Origin of the sequence: Paenibacillus nanensis, assembly GCF_003583765.1 — a bacterium.
GTDB classification, from domain to species: Bacteria; Bacillota; Bacilli; order Paenibacillales; family Paenibacillaceae; genus Pristimantibacillus; species Pristimantibacillus nanensis.
In genome coordinates, this window is sequence record NZ_QXQA01000001.1 from 37,320 (window position 1) to 62,131 (window position 24,812).

General features: G+C 43.7%; 24 protein-coding genes and 1 pseudogene. 23 read left to right on the top strand and 2 right to left on the bottom strand.

Annotated elements, in window-relative coordinates:
* Positions 1-78: 78 nt before the first annotated feature.
* The 3 genes from D3P08_RS00175 (at position 79) to D3P08_RS00185 (ending at position 2,530) form a co-directional block, all read left to right on the top strand.
* A complete protein-coding gene (locus D3P08_RS00175; RefSeq protein ID WP_119597422.1) occupies positions 79-1,131 on the top strand; it encodes a hypothetical protein in 1,053 nt (350 codons plus the stop codon).
* A gap of 104 nt (positions 1,132-1,235) precedes the next feature.
* The gene (locus D3P08_RS00180) at positions 1,236-1,673 is read left to right on the top strand and encodes a hypothetical protein (RefSeq protein ID WP_119597423.1); all 438 of its coding nucleotides are present in this window, start codon (positions 1,236-1,238) and stop codon (positions 1,671-1,673) included.
* 11 nt (positions 1,674-1,684) lie between these two features.
* Positions 1,685-2,530, top strand: coding sequence for a hypothetical protein (locus tag D3P08_RS00185; RefSeq protein ID WP_119597424.1), 846 nt, complete (start codon positions 1,685-1,687; stop codon positions 2,528-2,530).
* 51 nt (positions 2,531-2,581) lie between these two features.
* Here D3P08_RS00185 and D3P08_RS00190 read toward each other — a convergent pair whose 3' ends face one another.
* Entirely contained in the window at positions 2,582-2,764 is a 183-nt protein-coding gene (locus D3P08_RS00190; RefSeq protein WP_240647161.1) for a hypothetical protein, read from the bottom strand.
* Positions 2,765-3,192: 428 nt separating this feature from the next.
* On the opposite strand from D3P08_RS00190, the gene D3P08_RS00195 reads away from it, so the two are divergent.
* The 14 genes from D3P08_RS00195 to D3P08_RS00265 all read left to right on the top strand — a co-directional run bounded on the left by D3P08_RS00195 (position 3,193) and on the right by D3P08_RS00265 (position 15,743).
* Positions 3,193-3,450 (top strand): hypothetical protein, encoded by a 258-nt coding sequence (locus tag D3P08_RS00195; RefSeq protein ID WP_119597425.1) that lies wholly within the window; start codon positions 3,193-3,195, stop codon positions 3,448-3,450.
* A 122-nt stretch (positions 3,451-3,572) separates the two neighbouring features.
* Positions 3,573-3,857: a YgiT-type zinc finger protein gene (locus D3P08_RS28000; RefSeq protein WP_420819008.1), complete on the top strand. Its 285-nt coding sequence runs from the start codon at positions 3,573-3,575 to the stop codon at positions 3,855-3,857.
* 753 nt (positions 3,858-4,610) lie between these two features.
* A complete protein-coding gene (locus D3P08_RS00210; protein WP_119597428.1) occupies positions 4,611-4,880 on the top strand; it encodes a hypothetical protein in 270 nt (89 codons plus the stop codon).
* A 225-nt stretch (positions 4,881-5,105) separates the two neighbouring features.
* Positions 5,106-6,887: a helix-turn-helix domain-containing protein gene (locus D3P08_RS00215; protein WP_119597429.1), complete on the top strand. Its 1,782-nt coding sequence runs from the start codon at positions 5,106-5,108 to the stop codon at positions 6,885-6,887.
* A 422-nt stretch (positions 6,888-7,309) separates the two neighbouring features.
* The gene (locus D3P08_RS00220; RefSeq protein WP_119597430.1) at positions 7,310-9,208 is read left to right on the top strand and encodes an ATP-dependent nuclease; all 1,899 of its coding nucleotides are present in this window, start codon (positions 7,310-7,312) and stop codon (positions 9,206-9,208) included.
* A gap of 143 nt (positions 9,209-9,351) precedes the next feature.
* Positions 9,352-10,017 (top strand): TauD/TfdA family dioxygenase, encoded by a 666-nt coding sequence (locus D3P08_RS00225; protein WP_119597431.1) that lies wholly within the window; start codon positions 9,352-9,354, stop codon positions 10,015-10,017.
* Between the two features lie 2 nt (positions 10,018-10,019).
* Positions 10,020-10,901, top strand: a complete 882-nt coding sequence (locus D3P08_RS00230; protein WP_119597432.1) for a hypothetical protein — start codon at positions 10,020-10,022, stop codon at positions 10,899-10,901.
* A gap of 511 nt (positions 10,902-11,412) precedes the next feature.
* Positions 11,413-11,847 (top strand): HNH endonuclease, encoded by a 435-nt coding sequence (locus D3P08_RS00235; protein WP_119597433.1) that lies wholly within the window; start codon positions 11,413-11,415, stop codon positions 11,845-11,847.
* A gap of 206 nt (positions 11,848-12,053) precedes the next feature.
* Complete coding sequence (locus tag D3P08_RS00240; protein WP_119597434.1) at positions 12,054-12,620, top strand: VanZ family protein; 567 nt, start codon at positions 12,054-12,056, stop codon at positions 12,618-12,620.
* Positions 12,621-12,929: 309 nt separating this feature from the next.
* Positions 12,930-13,484 (top strand): TetR/AcrR family transcriptional regulator, encoded by a 555-nt coding sequence (locus tag D3P08_RS00245; protein ID WP_119597435.1) that lies wholly within the window; start codon positions 12,930-12,932, stop codon positions 13,482-13,484.
* A gap of 12 nt (positions 13,485-13,496) precedes the next feature.
* Positions 13,497-13,919, top strand: coding sequence for a DUF3995 domain-containing protein (locus D3P08_RS00250; protein WP_119597436.1), 423 nt, complete (start codon positions 13,497-13,499; stop codon positions 13,917-13,919).
* A gap of 239 nt (positions 13,920-14,158) precedes the next feature.
* Positions 14,159-14,359 (top strand): cold-shock protein, encoded by a 201-nt coding sequence (locus D3P08_RS00255; RefSeq protein ID WP_119597437.1) that lies wholly within the window; start codon positions 14,159-14,161, stop codon positions 14,357-14,359.
* Positions 14,360-14,452: 93 nt separating this feature from the next.
* On the top strand, positions 14,453-14,728 hold the full coding sequence (locus D3P08_RS00260; RefSeq protein WP_240647163.1) for a cold-shock protein: 276 nt from the start codon (positions 14,453-14,455) through the stop codon (positions 14,726-14,728).
* Positions 14,729-15,011: 283 nt separating this feature from the next.
* Entirely contained in the window at positions 15,012-15,743 is a 732-nt protein-coding gene (locus D3P08_RS00265) for a CPBP family intramembrane glutamic endopeptidase (protein ID WP_162848306.1), read from the top strand.
* 111 nt (positions 15,744-15,854) lie between these two features.
* Here the strand turns inward: D3P08_RS00265 and D3P08_RS00270 are convergent, their stop codons facing one another.
* Complete coding sequence (locus D3P08_RS00270; protein WP_240647166.1) at positions 15,855-17,615, bottom strand: stalk domain-containing protein; 1,761 nt, start codon at positions 17,613-17,615, stop codon at positions 15,855-15,857.
* 331 nt (positions 17,616-17,946) lie between these two features.
* Between D3P08_RS00270 and D3P08_RS28120 the strand changes: the two are divergent.
* From D3P08_RS28120 to D3P08_RS00295, 6 genes and pseudogenes are all read left to right on the top strand, one after another.
* Positions 17,947-18,054, top strand: a pseudogene (locus D3P08_RS28120) (helix-turn-helix transcriptional regulator); the annotation flags it as partial.
* A 262-nt stretch (positions 18,055-18,316) separates the two neighbouring features.
* Complete coding sequence (locus D3P08_RS00275) at positions 18,317-19,960, top strand: sensor histidine kinase (protein ID WP_162848307.1); 1,644 nt, start codon at positions 18,317-18,319, stop codon at positions 19,958-19,960.
* Complete coding sequence (locus tag D3P08_RS00280; protein ID WP_119597441.1) at positions 19,957-21,036, top strand: response regulator; 1,080 nt, start codon at positions 19,957-19,959, stop codon at positions 21,034-21,036. The genes D3P08_RS00275 and D3P08_RS00280 overlap by 4 nt, the downstream gene beginning before the upstream one ends.
* Positions 21,037-21,202: 166 nt before the next feature.
* Positions 21,203-22,921: an extracellular solute-binding protein gene (locus tag D3P08_RS00285; RefSeq protein ID WP_119597442.1), complete on the top strand. Its 1,719-nt coding sequence runs from the start codon at positions 21,203-21,205 to the stop codon at positions 22,919-22,921.
* 78 nt (positions 22,922-22,999) lie between these two features.
* Complete coding sequence (locus D3P08_RS00290) at positions 23,000-23,890, top strand: ABC transporter permease (protein ID WP_119597443.1); 891 nt, start codon at positions 23,000-23,002, stop codon at positions 23,888-23,890.
* Positions 23,891-23,904: 14 nt separating this feature from the next.
* A complete protein-coding gene (locus tag D3P08_RS00295; RefSeq protein WP_119597444.1) occupies positions 23,905-24,792 on the top strand; it encodes a carbohydrate ABC transporter permease in 888 nt (295 codons plus the stop codon).
* Positions 24,793-24,812 lie beyond the last annotated feature (20 nt).

Below are 24,812 nucleotides of genomic sequence, written 5' to 3' on the forward strand. Positions count from 1 at the left end.
TCCTCCCTAATAATGATTCTAAGCTATTTTTTATACTTATGGAACTGGTTATTCAATAACACTCGAAAGGGGATAAGAATGCTTAATTTGGAATTAATACTTCCCTGTCTTGAAGGAAATGGGGACCACATCTTTTATAAAGGTAATACAAGTCTTGTGAAAAACATGTGCAAAAAATGTGAATACTTTACTTCACTAAGATTCTTCATGAATGAGCATTATAAAGATTTTCGATTGGAAAGATGCTGTGAAGTTGAGATAAAAAATAGAGGCAAACAGCCAGAGGCAATATTCGTAAATAAGTCCAATCCAAATGAAAAAATTGCTATAGAGGCTAAGTCACAGCAACAAATGTTCGCCACAGATATTAAAAAGGACATAAAAGAGACAAGTAGGAGAAAAAGATTTGAGAAGAAAATTATCCATGGTATTGCAAAAAATACTTTTGCAGAAGCCAGCGGTTTATTAGAGAAGCTCAATGTTGTATTACCGCCTGACCTTGAAAGCATATTCTTACGTGGTTATGTATTGAGCATTTCAAGAATCCCAGAAAATGTAGAGATTATGGGAAAGAGATTTGGAGTTAGCCGTTCGGTAGTTGAAGAAATCTTATCGTACAAAGGTGAAAGAGAAAAGAGATTGGTTGATGCTATAGTAGAAAAAAACGTTCAGCACCTCGTTAAAAATATTCTTGATTGTGGATTGAATGGAGCTGACAGATTCAGTTTCTATCACGAATATACAATTGATAAGTTATCCTTTATGCTTTATAAAGCAGATATTGAAAGCGATTTTCATGTTAGGTACATTGAGTATCCGTCTGGCACAAGAGATTATTTCATTCCTAAAAAAGAAGCAATTGAAGTCAGAATGAATGAACATTTTGAAGATTGTGAACTGAAATTTTCCGATTATATGTCGGGTGAATACAAACGAATATTGCTAATCGAGAACGAGAACCACTATTTTAAAAGCAATATGCAGGAGATCCTACAAAACATTCAGATTCCAGGACATATTGACGAACTCTGGTCATCATTTTACGTCATTGATGAGGTGTGGAATGAAAAAATAGAAGAGCTTGAAGATCAAATTACCGGGGTCGAATATATCAAAATATATCCTGCCTGATCGAGTAAACTTTGTAATGGAAACGACACGTGGGACATAGAAATTAGGAGCGTACGGCACTCATTCTGCTCATTTTGTAAAATGGTTATACTGGAGTGATGAAAATGGACGGAATTCAAAAGGTTTATGATACTATCGATGGTTACGAGCGGTTGCTTGAAATCGTAAGGGAAAATGCAGGTCCCAATAATGTCTGCATGTTGACCAAGAAAGAAATATCTAAGTTATACGGGTTGTCATATACAGGAACATGTAAGAAGCTGGGGTTTCTATTGAAATACAGACTGTTGGAGCAGGTCGATGGTGGATTTTTGTGTACTGAAAAGAAAGTAATACAAGATACGCCTCTATCGCTATTGCCGAAAATCCTATTACTAATGGAGAAAAGACCTGAAGTGTACGACAGCTTTAAGCAACAGGCAGAACTGTTATCTGTATCCATAGGGGATGTTCAGACGGCGTGGGGCTTCTATTCGTATTTTTTCGGATCGAAGTATCCGCAGGAGAAAGAGCAATCATTATTAATAAACAAGACTCGGTAGGAGTGGAATTCATGGTAGGAAACATACAATCCCATTTTAAAATTGTTATTTCAGGTATTAACCTTTCGTCAGACTTTATAATGAACGATACCCCCCACGGCAATCATGTCTGCGATGTAAATTGCAAGGTTGGAGAACGAGGGACTGTTGTTATTACTGGAATTATCAACGGTGAGGATAAAAATGAAAACTTTTTGATCGCAGAAGACTTAAAAGAGTATTTTATTAAATTGTTTTCTTTGTTTGGGGTGAGTTGTCGGATTAAAGAGTTTGAAATAGATACGACTACGGATTTTTTAACTGGCCATATTGAAGTAAGTCCACCCAAACCAGTAGTAGACGGTAGTAAAATCAATGCTCAAACGGGTAAAGTGGCATCTCAGTATCTTGATCCTCAAAAGTCAGCTTTGTACCATAATCTTGTTGAGTCTAATAATAGCATTGATATGCTTCATCGTTTTCGTTCGCTTTTCTCAGTCTTTGATAGTTTAAGTCCGAAAAATGCACAAGGTCACATTGATTATCACGCATTAAAAACGGGCTATGCCACTGAAATTGCAGTACGCTATCAAGGGGCATTTATCGGTAGGTATATCGACATCGTGGATGAATTTTGTAACGCCAATCTTGAAGATGTCCGAGCTAATAAAAACTACTCATCCTTGTTAAAGAATTCAAAACAACGTTTAGGCAATTCAAGTTTGATTGATGAGGAAGTTGCCTTCAACCTGTTAAAATGTATTCAAATTATTCGAAACAAGGTTAATCATGGTGACTTTTCGGGATTAAATCGAAAAATCGTCTCAGGTGCATATGAATTATTACTACCAATGGTACAGAAAATGCTATGTGCCTAATAAGTGTGAGAGTTCTATGCGTTACCTCATAGAAATCGAGCACAGCCTTTTCTACATGAAATCCTGTGTGATGTCTGGAATCAATTGGAAAGCGATCTCGCCGCTTGCAACTTGGTCCAGATGCCACCACCATTGACTGAGCGGTTCGTCAGACAACGAGAAGTCATAAACCTCAGAAATATGCTCAAGCATCATTTTGGCATTTTTAATAAGAAGCATGTCGTAGTTCAACAATTTCATACGTTCCTAATGATTTAGTTGAGGTATTACTCGATCCAACGCACTTCTCCGATGGAGCATGTCTATAGATTCAAAAGGACTCACATCGAAATCCTCTACGAAATCCTCTACGTATCAGATGCTTAGACATGACTAATCTCCTTTCGGTATTTGGAAAGGATTGTAGCACTTTTGACGCTTTCCTGCACTCAGAAATCCTATCCTGTTTACAAGAAAACGCCATCCAAATATTGGTTGACGGACGCTGGCTTAGACGATATTATAGGCTCATCGCATATAGCAGTGTGAAGGAGGAACGGTGCGATGCAACGATTATTAAACTATCACATCTTCATAGATTGCACTGAGGGTTAGCCAACAAAGGCGACCCTTTTTTAAGTAGGAAAACTTAAAAGTTTTTTGTTGATGAGGGGGATACCTGAATGTTGGAAAAGAGCTACTTAATACCGAAAAGAGAGGGACAATTGTTTGATTATGAAGTGTGGGACGAGCATACAAGTGAGGAACATAAGTGGGAATTCTGGGGAGGGCAACCCTTTTCCCCTGAAGAACCATTCGAGCGTGATCGCTTATTAATCTGTTTGCTCTATTCGGCTGGTCTTGAATATTTTGTAAAGGAACTTTTGCCTGAAGAGTCGAGGGAGATTCTATTAACACTCTTACAAGGAGAAGATAAGTGATGTTGCAGTACCATCCGATTCATAAAACATTTGATGATTTCGATCAGGTCTACCGATACAGTCTAAGCGACGGTTCATTTATCATAATATTAGCGGGAGAACAATAGCTCGTGCAAAAAACTATGTGTCTGTGCGGAAACGAGGCTCAGTTGCACTACAAGGATGAGATTGGTCGGATCAAGGAAAGTATTGTGACAATAAAGAACGTGCCTATATTTCACTGCCCTGACTGTGAGGATGGCTATATGACGGGACCCAATTGCTTACGATTTGCAGAACAAGTTAGAAAAGCTGTTGAGTTGGGTGTTAATGAACTTGAATTCCAGGAGGATGAGGGATTTGATCAAATAGCATTCAACAAGTATTTGATTAAATTACAGAAACACTTATTGATGATATGTCTCTAAACCAAATTATCGAAAAGATAAACGATAACCATCGAGCAAAACGTTTCTTTGCTATGTACCTGCTGAAAGATCAGGAAACTTTCCATTATTATTATCAAATGCGAGCACAGCTTAGTATTAGCTTCATCTTCGATACAATAATAAATGCTCTGTTTAACGAGCGAGAAAAAAAACAAGTAAAGCAAGAGTTAATCAATCTTCTTCAAATAAATGCAGACATGGCTGACCAAAGCGTTGAGGGATATCCATTAAAAGAGTTTGATAAGGACTTGAACTCTTTTTTAGTGTATTGGCGAAAGAATACTGGCAGACAGTTTCTTCATAAGAGTTTTGAGTGAGTTATTAGGTTATTTCCTAACAGAGAGGACGACCTTGGGGAGTCTTGTCTTATTGTAAAAGCCAAAATAATTGGAAACATTCGCAGTATATGAAAGCTCATAGTTATGATGTGATATCTCAACTGGATACAATAATTCTTTGAGGACTTCAATCGAAGTCCTCTTTTTTCGTCTTCGGTAATAAAAGAAATTAGTCGTACCTTTAATTAGCGTTAATAGTGTTTCTGATTTATCACCCAGAACTAACTTTGACCAGCATTCTGAATTATTGAAGCGTTCTTTTCGATCATTCAGTTTGTAAGTTATTTAATTATATTTCAATGTTTTATTAATAAATGATAAATGCTTTTCTCCGATTGTCTCCTTTGGTTTCTGCATAAAATGTAGAAACTCAAAAACAAGGGGGTGCAGTTGTATGTATGGGCATCAAATTTTTCGGTTAACGGCGGGGAACCGAGCAGAACTCATAAATCGAGAGCTGAGGAAAGCGGAATATCAAGATCAAGAGCTTCATCAACTGGTCGATAGTCTGATGATTGCTGAAGATGATCTCAAATCAGACTTGGCTATGTATGGTTGGTACTACATTGCGGAGCTGAAATGCTTCGTGCAGATTAAAACAGAACATGCTTCTTTATCATCTGTCAAAAGGTCAGACTTTCTTACAAACATCATTGGTTATTAAATCGGTCGCCCTCGACTATAACAACAAAAATAAAAAAAGAGAGGCTTCAACACGCCCCGCCAAGTTTGTGTTCACAAAACCTCTCCTCATCCATATGTAGCAATTATACTATTGTGAGCTAAAAAATATAATCGACCGCTTGCTTGAGGCGGTTTTAGGTTTAGCATATGACTTGAAGAGAGGAATAGGGTTAATTGAAGCCTCCCGCAAAGGGGGCTATTTTTAATGAAAGAAAAGAAGGTTTTTAATCATGTGCCTGTCTTTAATGAAGGACAGATTGACAAGCAAGTTGAGAAACAAGTTTGTTTTTTGAAGGCTATACATCCGCAGTTGGGGGACGCACATTGGAATGAAGGCCGAGTTGAGCTTCGACCAATCAAACGGGATCCAGATCTAAAAGAGTTTTTGAGAAGTTATGGAACGTGGCATTTTAGCGAGAAGGATACTGCTAAACTAAAGGAGTTTCTCCTGAAATTAAATGGTAAAGGAGTAGACTTGTATTTTTCTGGATTTGCATTTGATCATAGCATGGATGTATTTAAAAAGGATGGAAAGAAGTATGAAAAAGGAAAGATTAACAACGAGAATGCTCTATTCACAAGCATTTTGCCGATGGACTTCGATGGTATTTCGGCAGAGGAATTTCAGGCTCAAAAACAACGGATATTGGAGTTGGATATTGAAACAATCGATATTTTTTCAGGGCATGGTTTCCAAAGTTTTATTTTGCTAAGTCATAGGGTTACAGACAAGGATATATACAAGAAATTTACTACTCTGATGCTGGCAAAGGGATTCAAGGTCGATGAGGCAGTACAAGACCCTGCACGGGTACTCAGAATGCCCTTCAGCTTCAATTGCAAGGCTCTTGATCCCGAAAGCAAATATTATCATTCGGCGACACCTCAAATTGTTGCTACTACGGATGTTTCTTGGACAGAGAAGCGGTATCATGTCACTGAGGTTTTTGAAAAGCTAAACAGCTTGCCTGATGTAATCAAGCCAATCGAGCCGTTAACTGAGATCGATCTGAAAACAATTTCTACCCTACCACTGACAAGTACGAAGAAGAGAGCAAAAAAAGAAAAAATCAAACGGGAAATTGAAGAGGTCAAGGAGATTAAAGTTGAAGCATTGAAAGCTGTATATAGTATGCTTAATTTTGAAAGGCTCCCACTCGGAATTCAAAAAATGTTGGCTGGAAGCCAAGAAGGGCTACGGAATAAAGTCATGATGTTCTTGATTCCGTTTCTGCGGAATAGCCTTGGCCTAAACATTCAGACAATCAAAGAAATTATGGTTTTGTGGGGTGAAAGATGCTCGTCAAGTCTCTCTGAACAGTATGTTCTTTCTGAAGTTGATCGAATTTATGCAAAGGGCTTTAAAGGTAAATTCGGGAAGTATACGGAAGAGCTTAGGGAAGCATATGGGTATTTGGAGTTCGACGAATATACAAAAAAGAATAAAATTATCATCTCTAACACTTTTTTGGATGAGTTCTCCATTCTACCCGATGGTGCAGTTCGGATTTACCTGGCAATGAAACTTGCTGAGAGTCTCGATGGGGTCAAGACTTTTAATAAAGCGGAGATACAAAAATATGCACTGATTTCAGTCAGTACCTTCAAGCGTAACATGAAACATTTAGTGGCATTGAATTTTGTTAGCAAACGCAGGGCATGCAGAAGAAAAGGCGAGGATTATGTATATTATCTGAATCCGTATTTCAATTCTATAAAGGGATTCACCTTGTTGGAAAATGCTGTGGTGAGATTGATGTTGAATGCATTAACAGACGGGGAAATTAAGCTCTATAGCTTTTTGAGCAAAATTGTTGGTGAAAAGGAATGCTGGACAAGCCAGAAATATCTTGCAGATAAGATTGGGAAGAAGGGTCAGAGTTCGATTTCCAAAATGACTGACAGCCTGCAACGAAAAGGGTTTATTACCAAGAGGACAGAAGAAAAAGAAGGTATTAAGCACTCAACTTACAATTTGAATTATTAAGGATCATCTATTCATGTACTTTTAATCGTCGAAACCCCTTGATACATCGGGGGTTTTCGATTATAAGGGTCATTTATTCATACTAATAATAATAACAGTGTGAGAGCGAAGTGAGAGAATGCGAATAAGTAAACAATTAATATAATTGATATAATAGCTTTCAATTATTATTCAATAGGATATATGCAGACGCTCTTTTATATTTTCAATACTGCCTCTGATAATGAATGATCATTATGCGAAGCTTATATGGACAAGGAGAAACATAATTGGAATGCTAAGCTGACTTAGATGCGATGCGATCCAAATGGAATTTATCAAAGAAATATCCTCAAAATCAAATAAGATCGGCAGGAGAGTTTTCATAAAGGATTTTTCTGTTTTTCTGTCGAATAATGGTAAGTTGATTAAGGGGGGCTATCATGAATATTCGTTATCTATTTATCAAAAATTATCGAGGTATTAGTGAATTTAAAGCGAACATGTCTAAAAACCTCTTGTCTATAGTCGGTCAAAATGACGTGGGTAAATCCTCAGTGCTACAAGCTTTATGTGCGTTTTTCGAAAAATCGAAAATAGGAAAAGAAGACTTTCAAAAAGGTAATGAAGGTAGTCCGATCGAAATTGAAATTCATTTTGAATATGATGGCTTAGATCATTTAAAGCACGATGGTTTGATCAAAGTGAAGCAAATACATAAAAAATTTAATGAAAGAGTCATATCTGAAAAGAAGGTTTTTACTTCCATGCCGCTCCCTGATGAGCAGGAGTTACAAAAGTATAGCGTAGTTAAAAGTCTGGCAAGATCATTCGGCATTGAAGTGCCTTTAAGAAAACCAAATTCTGAAGGAGTTAATAATCTAAGAAGAATGGTAAGTGAAAAAATTGCGGCAACTCCAAGTGAGGATTGGTTAGATGGGGGATGGAATATAATTCAGGAACATCTGCCTGAGCTGATAATAATCCCCGCAACACAAGATCATGAGTCGGAACAAAAAATGTCAAGCGAGTCTTCATTATTCGGTAAAATGTTCAGAGTCGGAATACGTAATTGGTTGAAAACTGATCCAGAAAGTGTTTCGGCTTTACACACGATAAGTTCTAAAGTCGAAACAATAAATAATCAGTTTCTAAGGATTGTTGAAGGGAAGCTAAAAGAACAGCTTCCATTAGCCGAAGGATTAAGTCAAGAAATTGACCCTCTCGATATAAGTAAGGGGTTTTCTTTCACCATGCAAGTCGAGGATAGTCAAGGAGTAAGAACCCCACTAAATCAACGAGGAAGTGGCTTGCAACGAGCTGTTCTTGTAGCAATAATTCGGGCACAAAGTGATATTAACAATGAAATTGAGAAGCTGATGAATAGAACAGATAGTCCTGAAATGCGACAGGAGAGTGGAGGAGGTCAATTAATAAAACCCACTCTATACTTCTTTGAGGAGCCCGAGGCATTCTTACATTTATCAGCACAGAAAGATCTTTTTTACTCACTAAGAGATTTGGCTAATCAAAACAACCAGATTATTCTTACAACCCATTCAACCCTTTTTATAGATGAGTCTGACATGGATGATGTGGTTTTGTTAGTAAGAGAACAGGGGAAGACAATTTCAAGACAGCACATTCCGCATGAGGACATAAAGGATCAACTCGGAGAACGAGTTAAATTGAGTGAATTGTTAACAGGTAAAGTATGTTGCTTAGTCGAGGGATTGTCAGATAAGTATGCCTTTGAGCGATGGGCAACTAAATTGGGGTACGATTCGAAACGACAAGGAATACACTTCATTTCAATGGATGGGTGTCACAATATGGACTACTTCGCTAATGTTTCAATTTTAAATGATTTTAATGTACCGTTTATGATAATCCTTGATAATGACAGCCACGGCGAATCCAACAGTGCAGAGAGAATAAGAATCTTAAAAGAAAAAATACCAAGATTAAAGCAAGATTGTTTTGTACTTCTTCAAAAAGGTGAACTTGAAAACTATTACTGTATTGATACTGTAGCTTCTGTTCTAAGGCTTCCAAGAGAATATATAGATGATGCCCGATACTTATCGGATCCAAAAAGTGCATTAAAAGAGGCAACGAAGTCAGCGATAGATGCGGGGAGCGGTACAGCCAAAAGGTATAAAGAGACTGAGCATAGTAAAGTGATTGCTGAGAATATGCCAATCGAAACCATTAGTGAAGAAATAGTACAAATAATCGAAAGTTTAGTTATAATGGCTGGAACAAAGAGTCAGGTTATTCACGAAATACAAAGTGGAATATTGGAGGCCGCACCTTCGGAAGAAGGTGAATCAAGACCTTGAAAACCTAAAGGATCGAAAATGATTCTTGTCAATTTTGAAGCGATGAATCAGAAAACTTTAAAGGTAGAAACAAAACTTGTTATAACAGGGTACGGAGATTTAGAACATGTGCTGATTCAACGAATTGGTATTGGAGTGTGACTATGGTCGGAATTCCATTAAAAAAACTTGAAGAGATAGGCTATATTAAACTAAATATACCTGGTTTGATTGAAGAAGACCTGATAGCAATATCTAAACAAATTGGTATACCTGTTGAAACAAGGAGAGGGGCGAAAGTTATTGATCACCTCTCGCCTACAGAAAAGAAAGATGCACATAAAAATTCGCTGAGTGGAAATTACGGGTTAAATAGCTTTCCACTTCATACTGATACAGCTTACTTTAAAATACCTGTCAGATACATATTACTATATTCAATCAATCCAGGTTCTGGAGATAGACCAACGTATCTGTATGATGCAAAAAAACTTTTCAATTACGATAAAGAACTTCGTTTTGATTTGGCCAACGTGTTATTTAAGGTTATTAATGGAAGGTATAGTTTTTTAACAACCATATATAATTGCTATCAAAGTAAATACTATTTTAGATTAGATAAAGGTTGCATGGAAGCAACGTCGTCAGTTGGAACGGAACTATTAACTAAAATCGATAATTTAATATGTCCGAGAGATCTCAATGAAGTGAAATGGAACTGCGGAGATCTTTTGATCATTGATAACTGGAGGCTTCTACACGGTAGAGGTAATAGTAAAATGACAGATACCGATAGGTTACTGCTCAGAATTTCGATTAGGGAGAGATAGCTTTGGGAATTGAATACATGGATCTATACAATAAATCTAAGCTTTTTATTAATAAAGGAATTACTAAGAGAAATGAATCCGACATGTCAGAATTTTTGCTATGGGCGAGTTTATCTTTAGAACTATTAGGTAAAGCAACATTGGCTTTCATTCACCCTTCATTAGTGGTTGATCCAAACGACCCTAAGGGATTATTAGTTGCCTGTGGCTATAAAAATCATGACGACTTCAAAACGATTCAAGCAAAAACAGTTTTCGAACGACTACATGTAAATCTTTCGATTCCAAAATTCGATCATAAGAAAAAGGATTTTTGCATGTCGTTAGCAAACAAAAGGAATGCAGAACTGCACTCAGGATTGTTACCTTTTGATGGACTTAGATTAGATTTAATACTACCTCATTTTTGGGAAATCTGTGTGATTCTTCTTCAGTTTCAAGGAAAAAATTTAGACGAGTGGATAGGCAGTGATGAAGCAATACGAGCTTTGAAAATTATTACTGATCATTCGGCTACTCTTAAAACCATTGTTGAATCAAGGGTGGATGCTTGCCGAAATAATTATAGAGAAAAATATAAATTTGACCAACCCCATATTATTTATGACGTAGATGACAATAAAGAATTGATACCTTGTCCAGCGTGTAATAATGTTGCATTAGCATACGGGGAATTTAATGACAAAGTTTGCGAGGGAGAAAGCGAAGATAACCCTTGGCATGCGGTATATACTTATTATTATGACACTACAGAAGTACATTGTAGGTATTGTGATTTGAAGTTAATTGGTTATGAAGAAGTGGAAATTGTAATTAAAGATATTGTTTTTACAAAAACTACCGAAGAGGAACCTGATTACGATTATGATTATGGAAATGACTAAATTAGCATTGTAGTGAAAAGAGCTCTGGTGGATATGTCGTTACAACGGCAGATTTAAGGAAGTCTCTTCTAAAAAAATGTAATTGATATCTTAATCCATTCGAGCTAAGTAGTAAATCTAAGCCCAAAATAGGATGAGATCTAATGAAATAATGCGTTTTTAGTCGGAAACTCCCCTCTGTTTTGAGTAGACAATGATCGACAAGAGCTCTAAAAAGAGATAAATATGGCTAAAATCATTTAATACTGGATAACAAATAGATTGCTGAGAACCCGTATGAAGTAAGGTTTTTTGGGTTAATCAGTAACTCGATAACATTAATTAAAAAGATGGAGACGAGAGTTCAAATCCCCTCGCCTCCATACTGAAAACCCGCTCCCAGAGCGGGTTTTTGCCATCTTAAGAGTGAAATTGCAGATTAAACGTATCGTCCCCAACTTACATAACCACGTATTTAATAATCTATTTTTCTGTGGTTATGTCTAAATTAGGCCTCGGGAGGCGATTGAATATGATAACAGTGCTCAATGTGGATGGTCAGAAACTAACCCCATGCGTGCTTGACCGGGCTTGGCGGGAAGTTAACCGAGCTCGTGCCGTCTGGATCGACGAGCAGACAATCCAATTACTTTACAACCCATTTTCATTTCGTGACTATCGAAAAACTGCATTAAAACGAGACAAATACACTTGTTTGTGGTGCGGACGTCCCGCAACGACGGTAGATCATATTGTCCCCTCAAGCAAAGGCGGCTCAGATCTTCCCCAAAACTTACTCGCTGCTTGTATGGCATGCAATACGAAACGAGGAAACCGTTCAGCGTTCTCCTATTTAATTGAAAAAGTATTTTCCGTGCCGAATCTTATTAAGCTCTCTTACCGCATCATTAAAGCTCGACGAAATCATCGCCAAACGAACCGATGCAAGTACTCTTCCACCGCCTGATGGCGGCTTTTTATCTTTATAGGGCGTCCAAACGAAATAGTTGTTGTGTTCCTAGTGAAACGGCACCGTACAGGTGTTTCTTTGCGTTTACGCCCGTTTGTTCATTGCGGATATACCTTCAGGTTTTCTTAAGGTCCTCTTTATAAAATAGTTACTTCTACCCGTTATACTCGTGTACAAAGAAAGTTGTACAGGAGGAAAATCATATGAACGAGTCGACGGCGTTGATGTTTACGATCCCGTCTTGGTATGTAATTGGTCCCATATTTATAATCGGGCTGTTGGGATTATTTTTTTGGATGAAACGTCATGGAAGGAAGGAAAAGACACTTCAATTCGTGATGCTGGTCTCGTTGCTAATATATCTATGCGGAGTGATTCACTTCGTATTTTTCCCGATCGACGTGAATATAGGACTTTATGCGAATCAGACTCCTTGGTATAAGACGGTGAATTGGATTCCAATCTTGACGATCGATGTAAAGACGTTCGTCTTAAACGTCATTATGCTAATCCCCTTAGGAATGTATGTTCCCTTTCTCCGTATGAAGACGGCTGCTTCCGCGAAGACGGCGGCAAAATTCGGGTTTATGATGAGTCTTTCTATCGAGTTGTTGCAGTTGCTGATTCGGGTTACCTTAGGGAACGGAAGAAGCACAGACATTAATGACTTGTTGGCGAACACATTAGGTGCAGTAATTGGGTATCTCATTGTGAAGTCATTGTTCAAGCAGCCGCTATTCAAGAGCCTGTTCCATCGATTTCAGTCATGAGGTTAAATCCTAGGCTAAAGCAGCCGGTCCGTGTGATGACATCTAATTCGTGACTACACCCGTAGAAAGCCGTGTGGCGTGGTCTTCGGACAGACAGGGGTTCAAATCCCCCTCGCCTCCACCAAACATGAAAAACCCGACCGGATCAGGTCGGGTTTTTGCTATTTAAAGTGAGGCCGTCATGCTCCCAGGGAGGAGGCGGCCTTTATGTATTTTTTGTGTACGATAACGTACAGATATATTTTTCTTCGCATTCAGAGGGTATAGTTATTTTTATAGACGATATCGTACAGAAAAAGAGGTGAGAGGATGCCGAAGGTAATCGCAACCAAAGAGGATTGGATCCGGAAAGGGATAGAGAAATTCGCCCATAGCGGAGAAAGAGGGTTGATTATCGATCAAATGTCAAAGGAGCTGGGGTGCAGCAAAAGCAGCTTCTATTGGTATTTCGAAGACCGGAGCGATTTTATCGCGCGTATCGTCGAACGTTGGAGCGAGATCGCGACGGAAGATGTGATACGCTCCTCCTCCGCACCTGAGAATGTGGTGGAGAGAATAACGACCATGCTGAAGCACATGTTTTCCGCGACGCGGAAAGGCGACTTCTTATTTTATTTGCGAAAATGGAGCGAGGAATCGCAGTCCTTCCAAACCGAACTGGCTACGATCGAGCGAACGAGGATGAATTACGCAAAAGAGCTTTTTGTAAGAGCCGGAATGTCATCTGAGACTGCTGAGTCCAAGTCCTTCATCCTCTATCATTATTATTTGGGATGGTATGAGCGGCATAAAAACCAACGGATTGGCGAGGAAGAGCTGCGTCTTCATATCGAACAATTACGAATGCAGTTACTCGGCCTATAAGGAGGAAGTGCGATGATCATTGTGCTTAATTGGGCTATAGGCGGAATATTGTTATTTCTGAGTGCCGTTCATTGGTATTGGGTGGCGGGCGGAAGAAGGGGGACTCAAGCGGCGGTCCCAAGCGACGGTTCGACGAAGTTGTTTCGGCCTTCGAAGCTTGCGACAGGTGTTGTGGCGGGGCTATTGCTAATGGCGGCATGGTTTGTGCTGGAATTCGGAGGAGCGGTGGAGCAGCTTGTTTTTCCGAAATGGCTGCTTACGTACGGACGATGGGGTTTATCCGCTGTTTTTATCCTAAGAGCGATTGGAGATTTTAGGTGGATCGGTTTTTTCAAAAAACGGAAAGGGACGTTGTTCGCGCAGTGGGATACGATTTTGTATTCTCCGTTATGTCTTTGTATTGGAATCGGGCTATTGGCCATTGCGCAAGCGTGACGGGCGGCTGGATCAGGCCGGAACATTCGTATGGAAAAATAAAGTTGGTTTACTCTGATGCTGTAAGAATTGCTATTCAGGGAGAAACGTGCTATTATAAACATATTGGAATTTTGACCTGAATTCACATATTGCAGAGGGTTAATGTTTTGATTCGTTATATTAACCTTGTGCAATATGTGAATTTTTTATTTGTAGCCGAATAAGAAAGGTCATGTAAAATTTGGAGGTGTTTCTTTATGCAAACAGGAACAGTTAAATGGTTTAACGCGGAAAAAGGCTTTGGTTTTATCGAGGTTGAAGGCGGCGGGGATGTATTCGTACATTTCAGCGCGATCGTCGGCGACGGCTTTAAATCGTTGGACGAAGGCCAACGAGTAGAGTTTAACGTTGTTCAGGGTAACCGCGGGCAGCAAGCTGAGAATGTCGTAAAACTGTAAGAGAAGTTCCCAAATCCCCAAACTTGGTGTTTGGGGATTTTATTTTAAGAAATGACGCGCACCAGGCGACATTCATTCGAGGAGGAAGGTCCATTGCATTCTTGGAATAAACCGCTGGAAAATCTGCCTGAAGAAATGACCGTGATTTGGTCCTGTACGAATACAGGCTGCGCTAGCTGGATGAGAGAAGATTTCTCGTTCAAAGAAGTTCCCGTATGCTCGCTATGCAAGTCGCCCATGGTCAGCAGTCAGAGAAGTCTGCCCATCTTAATGTCGTCGGATCAGCAGGTAAAGCGTTTCAGAAAAAACCAGCAAAAAGCGAAAGTGACGGACAAGGTATTGCAGGATCCAAAAGAGGCGCCTCAGTAAGCGGTTCACGATGACCTCTATACCTGCCACGCTCTTAGAAGCCTAAGCAGCGATTTCATCGGACAGGGGACCAACTCCCCTCGCTGCCGCTAAACATGAAGAACCCGACCGGATCAGGTCGGGTTTTTGCGTTTATCATACAGCTATTATGGATTGTGACTCCATAAGATTCGGTATATAATAAACCGATTGATTCCATAACGAGAGTTGGACATTTGAATTGAGGACTTTGATTTTCCTAGTGTTATGCTTGCTGCAAATGTCTCCTTGGATTGGTGAACGATTGTTCGCCAGAGAAGGGGAATTTACGTGGATCTGGTGGGGCGGCGCATTTATTGCCGCAAGTATCATTCTTTTGCTCGTTAAATGGGCTAATAGGCGAGGGCTATCCGAAGTATATGTTGAACTGAAGGGTTGGCGAAAGCGAACCATTATTTATCTCTTTTTGTTGGGTTTGGTATCGTATGGGGCGGTTTTTGCGATACGGCTTGGACTTGGCGGGATTCAGTTTATAGGCATGCCGCCATTCATGCAGGTCGGGGCTGCCATAGCGGAATGCATCCTGATGACGTTCTATATTGCATTGACGGAGGAGGTCATTTTCCGGGGATTTGTGCTTTCGAATTTATTGCGCAAATATTCGGCAGCTACAGCAGTGGCCGGATCCTTGGTTCTCTTCATCTTGTTTCATCTCCCCAAATGGGAATCGCTTGTGACTTCACCGTATTTATTTCACCTTGCAGCGTCGGGCTTCTTGTTTTCCATTGTATGTATAAGATCCAAAACATTATGGCATAGTATTGCCCTTCATTGGGGCTGGAATATGGGAGCATTTATGCTGATTGAGCATACGGATACGGTTGTTTGGACCGAGCAGCCGTCATCCTTCGGTTGGTCGAATGTAGCCGGATGGGCTTCGGTATTCGTAAATTTGATCCTGATCTGTCTAGTTTTTAAGCTATATAAAACCGCTCGACGTAGCGGCTCCTCGCTGATTTCGCATCCAAGCAGCTAGATCAAGATTTCCGCTAAACATGAAAACCCGACCGGTTCAGGTCGGGTCTTGCTTTGTCTGGGGTTTGATTTGAACTTCAAGAAGTCTAGGAGAATAGGGGCGTCCCGCGTGCTACGGCGCGCTTATTTCAAGCTCCTGCTTAAAGTCTAGAGTATTTGCCCCCGATACGGAGTCTCCGAAAGTAAATTCGACCGATTCCGCATACTCGCCTTTGTTGTTGAGTCGAACTAGCATAGGAATAGGATCATGTCCTTCCGGCAGCCATCTTACCGTCGCCTTATAACGGGCGATCGGCAGCTGGTCTATGCCATTGCCGTCATTCACCTGTCCCACCCGTTTCGTGATCGGTTTGCCGGCTTTTCCGTTTTGAATAGGCGTAAGCGTAATTTCTACATCGTTGATGTCAAATTCGGGTAGATCGTCGCCAAACGAGTAAAAGTCAGGATAAACAAAGATATAACCATCCCCGTTCACCCAGGTGAAATTGCGAATCGCTCCGGAATTGCCGGCAAAAGGCTGGTCGCCATCCGCATAAATATCGTAGGTAAAGGTTTTACCCTCAATGGTTTTGCTGAAATGCGCGCCCATACGCCATGTCGTTGCGATAGGAGGAAGCTCCAAGCGGTAATATCCTGAATCGTCGGTAGTGCCTAAAATATTGCTGTCATATTGCAAGGTATTGTCCGCATAAACCGATGCGCCCGCAATAGGATTGCCTTCAGCGTCAAGAAGATAACCTTTCACAACATAAGGCTCAACGGTGAGGTCCGGCGTTGTCGGTTCAGGAGCAGACGGCTCTTGATCCGTGCCCGTACCCGGATTGTTGATTTCAATCGTGGTGATGTTGCCCGTGCGGGAATATGATACTTGATATCCGCTATTCTCCGATATGAAGCGCAGAGGAACCATGGTTTTGCCGGAAATGATTTGTGCCGGTACGCTAAGTGCGACATCCTTATCGTTTACTTTCGCGGTTTTGCTGTCGATCGTTAACTTAATCGTAAGGCTGCTTTTCGTGCCGATCGCCTGGCGATACGTTTTGGTCTCGATCCAGTCCACCTTGAACCCCAATGTTTCAAACAGCTTACGGAACGGAACCAGCGTCGTTCCATTTTTAATAATGGGCTGCGTGCCGTCAAATTGCAGCTCCTTCCCCTTAAAGAAAACGTGAATCTTTTGGGCTTCTGCAGCAGGGGGAGTTGATGGGCTCGAGCTAGGCGTTGGGACTGGTTTTGAGCTAGGAGCAGGGTCTGGCTTTGAGCTGCTAGGAGGGGATGGATCCTTCGCGGTCATCGGCTCCTTATATTTGATAGGCTCGGATGAGACCGTGCCTTGCGGCGTCTCAATTTCAAGCACAAAATATTGGGACTCATTAATGGAACCATTGTGTCCATTGTTGCTGGCATACAGATCGAATGTTAAGTCGCCTTCGAACTCGCCGACCGGTTCCTTGACGTCCTTTCGGAAACCAGGGTTAATAATGACACGATCCGTCGTTTCGCCCGTTGCCGTTTTGACCGTCTTCTCCTGCACGATGCCAAGCAGCCAACCTGCGGTAACGCGGTTCGTTCGCCATATTCCATGAGCGTTGTCCTTCCCGTAAGCATCCGTCGTCCGCAGTACGATGGCATTTATAACGGTCTTCTGCTCAAGACTTAGCTTCAGCTTGAAATGTCCGTCCTTATAGCCCTCCGGTTCAAAGTAATCGGAGCCTACGATGTCGGAAGCCGTATCCAGCAAACTAAACTCCTTAATCTCAATACCTTGCGGCTTGGTCTCGCCGAACCCAAAAGCGAATCCGGAAAAGATAAAACAGCCGGTCATCACTAAAGCCAACACTTTGTTTCGAAAATGGGACTGCCAATAGTTCATGATTGTATTCCTCCTGAAATGTTGTATTCGACCATACTTACTGCTAATAGAAACGATTCCAACCCCTTCCAATTTGATACAACCATAATTTTATTGGCTCAGCCGCTTCCTGCCTATTATCCAAAGGGATAATATTTGGTATACCAACGGTTACCAGTGCCGTCGTGCAGCCATTCTCTAACCGCCCTCGCAAAACAAAGCAAAAAAACCGACCGGTTCAGGTCGGTTTCTCCTATTCTGAGGCGTATGCGTTGTGAATCGTTATGGGTACGCTGATCATCATTTAGATTGGAGTCGAGCTTCTAGTGGAAATGGTTCATCAATGTAAAATATTGGGGGTTTCTTGAAAGCTCGAAGGTCGAATTTGTCTCCGAAGTTGTTCGGCCTGCCGGAAGGGCATACACGCAGAAGATCGCCGGGGCTGCGCCGGGAAGAGGTTTGATATTAACGCCGCGAGATAGTTGAATCGCAGGTTTTCGCTCGCACGCAAGGAAGGATAAACCTGCCGGACAGCGAATATTGTGTTCCATACTTGTTGTGAGGTGGTGGAGGTGCACGGGAATCGAACTGTAAAGTCTCCGGGAAATGCTCATAGGAAGATAACTCTCCTGTCCATGCTGCGTAACCGTTTTGTTTTCTCCTCTCTCCGCAAACGAATTATGGTGTTTTTGACCATTGGCTTTGTAGGATGCGCCGTATTGATGGCGACAGTATCCTACAATGCGATCTACACGATGCAGCGCGATAAAATTCAAACCTCTATGGCTTTTGATCTGTACCAGCAAACATCAAAGCTGAATCAGATGTACAATAACCTGCTTCAGGTCACCCAGCAGATGACTCCGGAAGGCACGGTGGGCAACCTGATGGAGACGTATATCTCAACCGAGGATACGTACAGCCAGCGTCTTCTTTCCCTCGACATTTCCTACAATATCGGATTGATTACGTTCTCGAATCCGGCTCTGGAGCTGGTGATGTATTATGACCCCGCAAGCGGGAAAGCCCCGTATTCGAATTTGCCGCTGCGCGGCGACTTCACGCTGCAATCGCTGCCGGCGGTTGCGGGTAGCGGGGAGCTCAAATACCACTCCCCGCATAAGTCGTTATGCCGATTCAGCGATGATCTGGTTGTGTCGGTGACGCGGGAGGTTACCTTCTCGGATGGAACGGAGCTAGTCGTTTATGTGGAAGCCAAATCGGATATCACCTTCGAAATGAACTCGCTTACCGAAAGCTTGAATATGCCCTATACGCTTCTATTCTCCGATACGGCGGGCAGGGTCACCTACAGCAGCAACGCTTCCGCTTTCGAGGCCGGCGAACGCCTCGCGCTGAGCGGGGAATCGGGGATGACGGGCGATTATGTATGGAACCGGATGACAGGCGATTACGGCTATGGCCTCACGCTGCTTCTTCCCGTCGCCTACTACAATCACGAGCTCTATACGTGGAAAAATCATATGTATTGGATTCTGGCGATTGCCCTCCTGATGATGTTTATGTTCACGCTGCTATTGAGAAGGCTCATTAACAGACCCTTTCAGTTGATCGAGAAGGAGATGAGGACGTTCGGCAAAGGGTACATGGGCGCGAGGCAATATCATACGGGGATCGACGAATTTGACCGGATATTCGGCCAGTTCACCATCATGAAGCGGCAAATTCAGCAGCTCATTATGGATGTGGAGCAGAAGGAAAAGCGCCGGCATCAGCTGGAGATCGAGAAGCTTGCTTATCAGATCAACCCGCATTTTCTGATGAATACGCTCAATTCGGTTCGATGGCTGGCGGTTATGCATAAGCAGGCGGAGATTGAGAAGTTTGTGTCCTCGTTAATTTATTTGCTGAGCTACAACTTGGGAAAATCGGAAGGCAAAGCGACCTTTCGGTCGGAAGTAGAGGTTATGCGGACCTATTTGGAGCTCCAGCAGATGCGGCATGATTTCGAGGTGACGCTGGATATTGCGGAAGGCGGCTATCTCGACAGCCCTGTCGCGAGATTTATCCTGCAGCCCATCGTGGAAAATGCCGTTTGTCATGGCCTAGATGATAACGGCAAGCTGGACATCCGTATGTATCCCGATGAAACGGCGCAGATGGTGCGCATCGTGATCCGCGATGACGGCAAGGGGCTTAGCCGGGAGACGCTTGCTCTGCTGCAGCGCGACACGCCGGATCAGCAGCAGACAGGCTGGGGGATCGGGCTTCGTTACGTAAGGTCCATGCTGGAATCATTTTATGGCCAGAAGGCCCATATGGGTATAGAAAGCACCCCGAATCAAGGCACAACGGTTACGTTAACTCTTCCTATTCTCCATCCTAGAAAGGAGAGAGCGATTTGATCCGTGTATTAATTGTTGATGACGACAAGCTTGCCCGCAAAGGCTTGATTTCGATCATGCCATGGTCCAATCACGGGATGACGGTTGTCGGGGAGGCGGCGAACGGCGCGAAGGCGCTGGAGTTTATGGAAAAGCATGAGGTGGATCTCATGTTCGTCGATCTTTCGATGCCCGTTATGTCGGGAATGGAGCTGCTGCAAGTGACGAGGCAGCGATTTCCGGACCTGCGAGCCGTTATTTTATCTTTTCACGAAGAATTCGAGAATGTGCAAACCGCTTACCGCATGGGAGTGCTCGATTATATATCGAAGGTGCGTCTGGAGTCCGAGGACGATGAGCAAATCTTAAAAAGAATTCAGCAGCAAATGACAGGAATATCAGAAGTGACGGGACGCCCAGCGGCGCCTCCAACGTTAACGATTTCCGAGCCTGCAGCAGGGCAGAATGCCGGCTCGCAGGAAGAAGGGGAGTGGCAAAGGCTGGAGCGGGAATGGCGCTTGCTCTACTGGCTCTATAACGAATCCGTCTTTCAGCGTTTGTGCAAGCAGACCGTAGAAGCCCATGTTTCAATTCGCCGTCTGGAAGGGCTGTTCATGCGCGTCCTGTCGCAAATCGAAGCCGTTATTCCGCTTCCTGCCGAGCTTCGCTCAGATGTTAGCGGCGTACGCGAGGCAGTTGAATGGCTTCGCGATTACAGGGAACGCATTTATGCGCAGGTTGCGGCCTCCACCGATTTCACCAATACGACAACCAGCATCCTGAAGGCCGTCTTGTTCATCCGCGAGCACGCGTCGAAGCCGCTGCATGCCGAGGATGTCGCCGACCATGTGCATATGAGCCGAAGTTATTTCTGCCAATGCTTTAAGAAGCTGACGGGCTCGACGTTTAACGACCACTTAAGGCAAGAGCGGATAAGAGCCGCCGAAAGGCTGCTGTGCGAAACGAATCAGTCGATCGCATGGGTAGCTCATGCCGTAGGCTACAACGATTCCAAATATTTCTCCCAGCTCTTCTATGAACAGACCCGTCTCCTGCCCTCTGAATTCCGGGCCCAATTTCACCGGGGGGACGAATGACAGCTGCTTATCGAACAAATATCTACCCAGCCCCATATCTGCCCTCAAAACACAGCACATCCGTCTGACTTTTTTTCTCAGCTTCCAATGTACAATAAAAAGGCAGGAAGTGATGCAAGCGCTTACGAGGCAACAATTGTTCATCATTCATTAGGGGAGGGATTTGATGAAAAGGAAAATGGCAATGCTGCTTTCCGTCGCAATGCTCGGTCTAAGCTTAACCGCTTGTACGAACGCCAATGATTCATCGAATGATTTGAAAGCGTCTTCACCCCCGGATTCGAGCTCGCCAGAATCTACACTTTCGGGGGATGACCTGGCCTTCTACAAATTTCCGGAGCCTGTCGACGTGCATATCGGCATGGTCGTGGATCCGACGGACAAAACGCTGCCGGAAGGCGACAGCGTAAGCAACAACCAATACACGCGTTACTTGAAGGAAAAGTACAACATTAACGTGATTGTAGATTGGACCGCCGCCACCGGCAACGACTTCAAGCAGAAGGTCAGCCTGACGATCGCATCGGGCAAGCTGCCTGACGGCATGGTCGTCGACGACCGCTCCTTCATGACCAAAGCCGCCAGCGCGGGACTGCTGTATGATATTACCGATCTGTTCGAGCAGTATCAGTCCTCGCAGGTAAGGGACATTATGGCAAGCACCGAGGGCCGGGCGATGGAGAACGCCAGCTACAACGGCCGAATGGTTTCGCTTCCGAACATTACGGTGGACACCGACGGCGTTCATATTATGTGGATCCGCAAGGACTGGCTCGACAAGCTGAATCTGCCGGTGCCGAAGACGCTGGCGGATATCGAGAAGACGGCGAAAGCGTTTATCGATAACAAGATGGGCGGGGACAAAACAATCGGCATTGCCGGTCCTTCCAAAAATACGTTCCCTTATGCCACATTCCTCGTTTCCTCCAACAATATGGGGGGCTTTGATCCGATTTTTGGCGCAAACGATGCGTATCCGGGCTACTGGCTTGACAATGGCGACGGAACGGTATCGTACGGAACGACGACGGAAAATACCAAGAAGACATTGGCTTTGCTGGCCGACTGGTACAAAAAAGGGCTTATTGATCCCGAGGTGGGGACACGCGACAACGTAGGAGATCCGATCAATGCCAATCAAGCCGGGATCTTCTTCGGTCCATGGTGGAACGGCGGCTACGGCAACGGGGACTCCTTCAAAAACGACCCGACTGCGAACTGGCAGGCTTACCCGGTCTATTCCGACGACAACAAGTGGAATGTGCATATGAAGACGACGGGCAGCACCTACACGCTGATCAGCAAAAACGCGAAGCCGGACGTCGTGAAGGCCATCCTTATCATGAATAACGCCCTTGTGCGCGATGAAGCGACCTTTGATTTGTCGGTTGCCGTAGGATGGTATCCGCTTCGCAACGTCATGGCCGCGGCCAATGAGACGGAATACGAGTATGCCGAGCTTCTGAAGGTACTGAAAGGCGAGACCGACCCGGAGGATTACAATAAGCCGAACAGCTTGTACAAGCTGATGTATGCGGACGCGAAAAAGGTGAAGGACGTCATTAAGCCTCCGTACGATGATCTAGGTGTCGGCAACTTCAACATGACGAACTTCGGCGACTTCCAGCGCTTGTACTCTATCATGATCGGGGATCGTCCGTTCGCAACGATTCCGATCGATAAGAAGGTCTATAGCGTGACGTACAACCAGACCCCGACAATGGAAACGAAATGGGCCAACCTGAAGAAGATGGAGGATGAGACCGTGATGAAAATCATCCTGGGCCAAGCGTCCATCGATACCTTCGACAAGTTCGTGAAGGACTGGAAGGCGCAGGGCGGAGACGAGATCACGGCGGAGGTCGCGGAGCTCTTGAAGAAGTAACCATGCATAAGCTTTCGGAAGGCAGCCACGCCTTCCGAAAGCTTTACTGACCTAGTGGAAGACGGGAGGTTAGCCGTAATGAGAAAATTGGGCCATCAGAAACACTATTACTTGATGCTGCTGCCGGGTATGGTCTGGCTTGTGATGTTCAGTATTGTGCCTATGGTAGGAATTCTGATGGCATTTCAGAATTTCAATCCGGGAGCGGGACTGTTCAAATCCGAATGGGTAGGGCTCGAGAATTTCAAATATATGTTTCAGCTGAATGACAGCAAGACGGTTATCGTTAATACCTTTATCATCGCGATCGGTAAAATTGTGCTTAATTTGCTCGTGCCGCTCGTTTTCGCCATTCTGCTGAACGAGCTTCGCAGCTTGCGCTACAAAAAACTGGTGCAAACCGTGGTCTACCTGCCGCACTTTCTGTCATGGGTCATTATGTCCACGATTGTCATCGGAATCTTCGGCTATTACGGCGTTGTCAATACGGTGATTGGCATGTTCGGCTTCGAGCCTAAATTGTTTATGGCGGATGCGGGGATATTCCGGCAGCTGATCATTGGCACGGATGTGTGGAAGGAGTTCGGCTTTGGCGCGATTATTTATCTCGCGGCGTTAACGGGCATTAATCTCAATCTGTATGAGGCCGCCGCCATTGACGGAGCCAATCGCTGGCAGCTGATCCGGCACGTCACGCTGCCAGCGCTGTCGACTACGGTTGTGCTGCTGGGCGTCTTAAGTCTAGGCAACGTGCTGAACGCCGGCTTCGAACAAGTGTATAACCTGTATAACCCGCTCGTGTATTCGACCGGAGATATTTTGGATACATGGGTGTACCGGCTGGGCTTGCAAAATCTGCAATACTCGCTCGCCACGGCTGCCGGTCTGTTCAAGTCGGTCGTCAGCTTTGTGCTCATATTCATATCCTACCGTCTGGCGTATCGTTACGCCGATTACACGGTATTCTGAGGGAGGGCGCCGCATTGGTCAGAAATACTACGCTCGGCTCACGGACGTTCGAAATCGCCAATATCGTCATCCTCGGCCTTCTGCTGATTAGCTGCCTATACCCGCTTTGGTACACCTTCTGTGTATCGATCTCCGATAAATCGGCCGCTAACGCAGGCTTGGTTACGCTTTACCCGATCGGCTTCTCCTTAGCGGCGTATAAGGAAATTCTCGGCGACAGCCTATTCTTTAACGCGTTCTGGATTTCCATCCAGCGCACCGTGCTCGGCACTGGATTTTCCTTGCTGATGATCGTATTAATGGCTTACCCGCTGGCAAGGCCGAAGAGAGACTTCAAGCTGCGCAATACGTTCATGTGGATCCTGGTCTTCTGCATGCTGTTTAACGGGGGATTGATCCCGTGGTATCTCACCATTCAAAACTATAATTTGATCGATACGATATGGGCGTTAGTGCTCGGCGGCGGAGTGCCGATTTTCGACGTGATTCTCATCATGAACTTCTTCCGCAATTTGCCGAAGGAGCTGAATGAAGCGGCTGTCGTAGACGGCGCCGGCCCTTGGTCCATCCTGTTTCGGGTGTACATCCCATGCTCCATTCCCGTACTGGCCGCAGTGGCGCTGTTCCTCAGCGTGTACCATTGGAACGAGTTCTTTAACGGGTTAGTGTTAATGAACACTTCCGCCAATTATCCGCTTCAAACCTATATCCAGCAGCTTGTCGTCAACATTCCGGTCGGAACCAATCTCACCCCCGAGCAATATAAGAAGCTGTCGGAGCTGTCTAACCGGACGCTGAATTCGGCTAAAGTGTTTATTGCGATGGTGCCGATGTTGATCGTGTATCCTTTCTTGCAAAAATACTTCGTATCGGGCATTATGCTGGGCGCCGTGAAGGAGTAAAACCGGCGCTTTCCGCGATT

What these genes read in the sequence shown, in the direction of transcription:
- D3P08_RS00245 (WP_119597435.1), top strand. Translation starts at nt 12,930, where the DNA reads ATGCCGAAGGTAATCGCAACCAAAGAGGATTGGATCCGGAAAGGGATA.
- D3P08_RS00240 (WP_119597434.1), top strand. Translation starts at nt 12,054, where the DNA reads ATGAACGAGTCGACGGCGTTGATGTTTACGATCCCGTCTTGGTATGTA.
- D3P08_RS00175 (WP_119597422.1), top strand. Translation starts at nt 79, where the DNA reads ATGCTTAATTTGGAATTAATACTTCCCTGTCTTGAAGGAAATGGGGAC.
- D3P08_RS00255 (WP_119597437.1), top strand. Translation starts at nt 14,159, where the DNA reads ATGCAAACAGGAACAGTTAAATGGTTTAACGCGGAAAAAGGCTTTGGT.
- D3P08_RS00235 (WP_119597433.1), top strand. Translation starts at nt 11,413, where the DNA reads ATGATAACAGTGCTCAATGTGGATGGTCAGAAACTAACCCCATGCGTG.
- D3P08_RS00275 (WP_162848307.1), top strand. Translation starts at nt 18,317, where the DNA reads ATGGCGACAGTATCCTACAATGCGATCTACACGATGCAGCGCGATAAA.
- D3P08_RS00225 (WP_119597431.1), top strand. Translation starts at nt 9,352, where the DNA reads ATGGTCGGAATTCCATTAAAAAAACTTGAAGAGATAGGCTATATTAAA.
- D3P08_RS00195 (WP_119597425.1), top strand. Translation starts at nt 3,193, where the DNA reads ATGTTGGAAAAGAGCTACTTAATACCGAAAAGAGAGGGACAATTGTTT.
- D3P08_RS00250 (WP_119597436.1), top strand. Translation starts at nt 13,497, where the DNA reads ATGATCATTGTGCTTAATTGGGCTATAGGCGGAATATTGTTATTTCTG.
- D3P08_RS00180 (WP_119597423.1), top strand. Translation starts at nt 1,236, where the DNA reads ATGGACGGAATTCAAAAGGTTTATGATACTATCGATGGTTACGAGCGG.
- D3P08_RS00210 (WP_119597428.1), top strand. Translation starts at nt 4,611, where the DNA reads ATGTATGGGCATCAAATTTTTCGGTTAACGGCGGGGAACCGAGCAGAA.
- D3P08_RS00185 (WP_119597424.1), top strand. Translation starts at nt 1,685, where the DNA reads ATGGTAGGAAACATACAATCCCATTTTAAAATTGTTATTTCAGGTATT.
- D3P08_RS28000 (WP_420819008.1), top strand. Translation starts at nt 3,573, where the DNA reads ATGTGTCTGTGCGGAAACGAGGCTCAGTTGCACTACAAGGATGAGATT.
- D3P08_RS00270 (WP_240647166.1), bottom strand. Translation starts at nt 17,615, where the DNA reads ATGAACTATTGGCAGTCCCATTTTCGAAACAAAGTGTTGGCTTTAGTG.
- D3P08_RS00220 (WP_119597430.1), top strand. Translation starts at nt 7,310, where the DNA reads ATGAATATTCGTTATCTATTTATCAAAAATTATCGAGGTATTAGTGAA.
- D3P08_RS00285 (WP_119597442.1), top strand. Translation starts at nt 21,203, where the DNA reads ATGAAAAGGAAAATGGCAATGCTGCTTTCCGTCGCAATGCTCGGTCTA.
- D3P08_RS00215 (WP_119597429.1), top strand. Translation starts at nt 5,106, where the DNA reads ATGAAAGAAAAGAAGGTTTTTAATCATGTGCCTGTCTTTAATGAAGGA.
- D3P08_RS00290 (WP_119597443.1), top strand. Translation starts at nt 23,000, where the DNA reads ATGAGAAAATTGGGCCATCAGAAACACTATTACTTGATGCTGCTGCCG.